Here is a 4,525-nt window from a genome sequence, read left to right as displayed (position 1 = left end):
TGCGGTGCAGTCCTAGACAGCTCCACCACACCGGAGGTCTTCGCCATGATCAAGCACCGGCACGTGTCAACAACGCTCGTGATCAATACACCTAGTGCACATGTGAGGGCCCCCCGGGGCGCCCTGGTGTCATAAAACTCGCACCGCTAGTTTGGTCGTGACGGGCGAAGTCGGGCACTTCCGGAAGGAACGACGATGCGGGTACACGACGGGATGTACATCGGCGGCGCGTGGCGGCCGGCGGCGGGGCCGGACACGATCGCCGTGGTGAACCCGGCCGACGAGCGGATCATCGCGACCGTCCCGGCCGGTACGGCGGAGGACGTCGACGCCGCCGTACGGGCCGCACGGGCGGCCTTTCCCGGCTGGGCCGCCACCCCGCCCGCCGAGCGGGCCGCCCGTCTCACCGCTCTGCGTGACGCCATGGCGGCCCGTCAGGACGAGCTCGCCGCCACCGTCACCGCCGAACTGGGCGCGCCTCTCGCACTGTCCAGAAAGGTGCACACCGGGGGGCCGATCGTGATCGCCGGTACCTTCGCGGAGCTGGCCGCCACGTATCCCTTCGAGGAGAAGACCGGCAACTCCACCGTGCTGCTGGAGCCGGTGGGCGTCGTCGGCGCGATCACGCCGTGGAACTATCCCCTGCACCAGATCGTGGCCAAGGTCGGCCCGGCCCTGGCCGCGGGGTGCACGATCGTCGTCAAACCCGCCGAGGACACCCCGCTGACCGCGCGGCTCTTCGCCGAGCTGGTCCATGAAGCGGGCCTGCCCGCCGGGGTGTTCAATCTGGTCACCGGCCTCGGACCGGTCGCGGGCCAGGCCCTCGCCGAGCACGAGGACGTCGATCTCGTCTCCTTCACCGGTTCCACCGAGGTCGGTCGGCTGATCGGCGCCACCGCCGGAGCCGCCGTCAAACGCGTCGCCCTCGAACTGGGCGGCAAGTCCGCCAATGTGATCCTGCCGAGCGCCGATCTCGCCAGGGCCGTCGCCGTCGGTGTCGCCAATGTCATGACCAACTCCGGCCAGAAGTGCAGTGCCTGGACCCGGATGCTGGTCCACACCGATCAGTACGACGAGGCGGTGGAGCTGGCGAGGACCGCCGCCGCCAAGTACGTCGCGGGCGACCCGCTCGACAGCGCGAGCCGGCTCGGCCCGCTCGTCAACGAGAAGCAGCGGGAGCGGGTACGCGGCTATATCGAGCGGGGCGTCGCGGAGGGCGCCGTGCTGGTCGCGGGCGGTCCCGAGGCCCCGCACCCGACCGGCTACTACCTCGCGCCGACCGTCTTCGCGGAGGTCACCCCGGGGATGACCATCGCCCAGGAGGAGATCTTCGGCCCCGTCCTCTCCCTCCTGCGGTACGAGGACGAGGAGGACGCCCTCCGGGTCGCCAACGGCACCGTCTACGGACTCGCGGGCGCGGTCTGGGCCCGCGAGGAGAGCGAGGCCGTCGCCTTCGCCCGCCGGATGGACACCGGACAGGTCGACATCAACGGGGGCCGCTTCAACCCGCTCGCGCCGTTCGGCGGTTACAAGCGGTCCGGGGTCGGCCGGGAACTCGGCGCGCACGGGCTCGCCGAGTACCTTCAGACCAAGTCACTCCAGTTCTGAGCCGGGAGAGAGCCCTCGTGGTCCGCGCCGCCATCCTGTCCGCCGTCGGAGACCCGCTGGAGATCACCGGGATCGAACTTCCCGAACCCGGTCCCGGCCAGGTACGGGTCCGGCTCGCCGCCGCCGGTGTCTGTCACTCCGATCTGTCCCTGTCCAACGGCACGATGCGGATCCCGCTGCCCGCGGTCCTGGGCCATGAGGGCGCCGGTACGGTCGTCTCCGTCGGCGAGGGTGTCACGCATGTGATGCCGGGCGACGGTGTCGTCCTCAACTGGGCCCCCTCCTGCGGGACCTGCCCGGCCTGTCTGGGCGGTGAGGTCTGGCTCTGCGACAGCGCGCTCGCGGGCGCCGCGGGCGTCCATGCCCGTACCGCCGACGGCACGGAGCTTCACCCCGGCCTGAACGTCGGGGCGTTCGCGGAGGAGACGGTCGTCGCCGCCAACTGCGTCCTGCCGCTCCCGGCCGGGGTACCGCTCACCGACGCCGCCCTCCTGGGCTGCGCCGTCCTCACGGGATACGGCGCGGTCCACCACGCGGCGCGGGTCCGTGAGGGGGAGTCGGTGGTGGTCTTCGGCGTCGGCGGGGTCGGTCTCGCCGTTCTCCAGTCCGCCCGGATCGCAGGTGCGGGCCAGATCATCGCCGTCGATGTGTCCCCGGCGAAGGAGGCGCTGGCCCGCGCGGCGGGAGCCACCGCGTATGTCGTCGCCTCCGACACCACCGCCAGGGAGATCCGCGGGCTCACCGGCGGCCGGGGCGCCGATGTGGCCGTCGAGTGCGTCGGCCGCGCCACGACCATCCGCACCGCCTGGGACTCCACCCGGCGCGGCGGCCGTACGACGGTCGTCGGAATCGGCGGCAAGGACCAGCGCGTCACCTTCAACGCGCTGGAGCTGTTCCACTGGGGCCGGGCGCTCTCCGGCTGCGTCTACGGCAACAGTGACCCGTCGAAGGACCTGCCGGTGCTCGCCGAGCACATCCGCGCGGGCCGGTTCGATCTGGGCGCGCTGGTCACCGAACGGATCGCGCTGGACGGCATCCCGGCGGCGTTCGAGAACATGCTCGCGGGCCGGGGAGGCCGGGCCCTGGTCGTCTTCCAGGACACGTAGCCGACGTCCTACGGCTCCTGTTGGTCCACGGAGTCCAGGAAGCTCAGCATCCGGCTGTTGACCTGGTCCGCGTGGTCGATCTGCGGCCCGTGGCCGGTGTTGACGATGATCTCGGCGCGGGCGCCCGGCACCAGACGGGGGACCCGCTCGCGCTGCCGCTCCGGGTGCACCAGCAGGCTCCGTTCGCCGAAAAGGAGGTGGAGCGGGGTACGGATGGCGCGCAGCTCGTCCTCGGTCAGCGGGAGTGGGGCGGGCCGCCGGATCCGGTAGGCGCGGGCGCCGAGCATCACCATCGTGCGCAACTCGGGCACGATGAGGACCGGCTGGTCCAGCACGGTCGCCAGCCGCCGGCGTATCGCCGCCGGCGCGAAGGTCGCCAGCGCGCTGACGAAGATCCAGCCGAAGAACCGGGCGCCCACCTTCTCCAGCCCGCCGGGGTCGAGCGGGGTGGCGGAGGCGAGCCTGCCGGGCGCGTGCAGCGCCTGGTTCAGGGTGAGCCAGCCGCCGTAGGAGGACCCGATGAGATGGACCCGGTCGAGGCCGAGACCTGCGAGCACCTCGTCCAGCCACTCGGCGGCCCGCTCGGGCTCGTGGATCGGCGCGCGCTGGACGCTGCGGCCCGGGTCGCCGAGGGTGTCGATCGCGTAGACCGGGCGCCGCGCGCTGAGGCCGGCGATGTTCGGATACCACATGGAGGAGTTGCTGCCGGCGCCGTGCACCAGCACCACCGGGGTACGGGAGGCGGCTGCGGGGTCCTCGGGGCCGTACCGGTAGACGTGCGTGGTCCCGAAAGCGGTCTCCACGTCCACCTCCGTAGCTGCGGCGGGGCCGAGGGCGTGGACCGCGTCGCAGGCGGCGAAGTACCGCTCGCGCAGGGCCTCGTTCACATAGCGGCCGACATCGGCCCGGTCGTGGTCGCGGGGTGTCGTCTTGGGCACGGCTGGCCACCTCCAGGGGGATCCCGTTTTGTGATACGACCGTACCATGATGGTGGTACGGCGGTACCATGAAGCTCGCCCCGTACGGCCTGTCCGGCCCGTATGGGCGGACCGGAAGCACCGAGGGGCGGAGAAACGGCCGATGCCAAAGCGCGTGGACCATGAGGAACGGCGCGCCGAGATCGCCGAGGCGCTCGTCCGGGTCGCCGGGCGGCGCGGGCTCCACGCTGTGGGGATGCGTGATGTGGCCGCGGAGGCGGGAGTCTCCCTCCGGCTGGTGCAGTACTACTTCCAGACCAAGGAGAAGCTGCTCCTCTACGGACTGGAGCGGTTGGCCGCAGGGCTCGGCGCGCGGGTCACCGCCCGGCTGCGGGCCGCCGGGGACACCCCGGGGCCGCGCGCGGTGATCGAGGCCCTGCTGATGGAGTCACTGCCGACCGACGAGAAGAGCCGGACCTTCCATCTCGTCTACACCTCGTACGCCGTACTCGCGATGACGGACGACGCGCTCGCCGCCCAGCCCTTCATCGACAATCCCAATGCCGCCGAGGACGCCGTGGCCGGGCTGCTGGAGCAGGCGCGGGACGCCGGTCTCACCGGGCCCGAAGTGGACGTACGGACGGAGGCGATCAGCCTGCTCGCCATGTCGGCGGGGCTCGGCACCAGCATCCTGGTCGGTCAGCGCGACCCCGGGTCCGCCGCCGGGGTACTGCGCCACCACCTGGACAGGCTCTTCGCCGCGCCGGCCGGAACGGGTCACCCGTAGGTCCTGTCCGGTCGGACAGGACCTAGGTGTATTGATCACGAGCGTTGTTGACACGTGCCGGTGCTTGATCATGGCGAAGACCTCCGGTGTGGTGGAGCTGTCTAGGA

The 4,525-nt window shown here is 71.6% G+C and carries 4 protein-coding genes; 3 read left to right on the top strand and 1 reads right to left on the bottom strand.

What is annotated here, in order from left to right; translation table 11 throughout:
* The first annotated feature begins 195 nt into the window (after window positions 1-195).
* The gene (locus tag ABTZ59_RS36820) at window positions 196-1,608 is read left to right on the top strand and encodes an aldehyde dehydrogenase family protein (RefSeq protein WP_351425766.1); all 1,413 of its coding nucleotides are present in this window, start codon (window positions 196-198) and stop codon (window positions 1,606-1,608) included.
* Between the two features lie 17 nt (window positions 1,609-1,625).
* The gene (locus ABTZ59_RS36815; RefSeq protein WP_351425763.1) at window positions 1,626-2,714 is read left to right on the top strand and encodes a zinc-binding dehydrogenase; all 1,089 of its coding nucleotides are present in this window, start codon (window positions 1,626-1,628) and stop codon (window positions 2,712-2,714) included.
* An 8-nt stretch (window positions 2,715-2,722) separates the two neighbouring features.
* On the opposite strand, the gene ABTZ59_RS36810 is transcribed toward ABTZ59_RS36815, so the two are convergent.
* A complete protein-coding gene (locus ABTZ59_RS36810) occupies window positions 2,723-3,652 on the bottom strand; it encodes an alpha/beta fold hydrolase (protein ID WP_351425757.1) in 930 nt (309 codons plus the stop codon).
* A 142-nt stretch (window positions 3,653-3,794) separates the two neighbouring features.
* Between ABTZ59_RS36810 and ABTZ59_RS36805 the strand changes: the two genes are divergently transcribed.
* The gene (locus ABTZ59_RS36805) at window positions 3,795-4,418 is read left to right on the top strand and encodes a TetR/AcrR family transcriptional regulator (protein WP_351425753.1); all 624 of its coding nucleotides are present in this window, start codon (window positions 3,795-3,797) and stop codon (window positions 4,416-4,418) included.
* Window positions 4,419-4,525 lie beyond the last annotated feature (107 nt).

The organism is Streptomyces sp. NPDC094034, assembly GCF_040303865.1.
Taxonomy (GTDB): domain Bacteria; phylum Actinomycetota; class Actinomycetes; order Streptomycetales; family Streptomycetaceae; genus Streptomyces.
This window is presented reverse-complemented; position numbering and strand designations above follow the sequence as displayed.

Excerpts from the sequence above, each read along its gene's own strand:
- ABTZ59_RS36820 (WP_351425766.1), top strand. The coding sequence starts at position 196 with ATGCGGGTACACGACGGGATGTACATCGGCGGCGCGTGGCGGCCGGCG.
- ABTZ59_RS36805 (WP_351425753.1), top strand. The coding sequence starts at position 3,795 with ATGCCAAAGCGCGTGGACCATGAGGAACGGCGCGCCGAGATCGCCGAG.